Annotated in this window: 1 pseudogene; it reads right to left on the bottom strand. The window is 69.2% G+C overall.

Annotation, left to right across the window (positions count from 1 at the left end):
• Positions 1 to 227: pseudogene (locus IG04_RS0142085) on the bottom strand (RNA-guided endonuclease TnpB family protein); the annotation flags it as partial.

Below are 227 nucleotides of genomic sequence, written 5' to 3'. Positions count from 1 at the left end.
CGCCGAGCGGGTGTAGTGCGCGCTCTGCCGCCCGGTACGGGACTTGAACCTCGGGAAACGGGCCCGCCCGGCGAAGAAGTTGCCGAACGCGGTGTGCTGGTGGCGCAGCGTCTGCTGCAGCGGAACCGAGGACACCTCCGACAGAAACGCGAGTTCCTCGGTACGTTTCCACCCGGTCAGCGCCGCATCGGTCTGCCGGTACGACGTGCGCACACCCTCCGCGCGGT

Source organism: Lentzea albidocapillata (genome assembly GCF_000719115.1).
GTDB lineage: Bacteria > Actinomycetota > Actinomycetes > Mycobacteriales > Pseudonocardiaceae > Lentzea > Lentzea albidocapillata.
The sequence above is the reverse complement of the archived record's forward strand: the minus strand, read 5'-3'. Positions and strand labels throughout refer to the sequence as shown.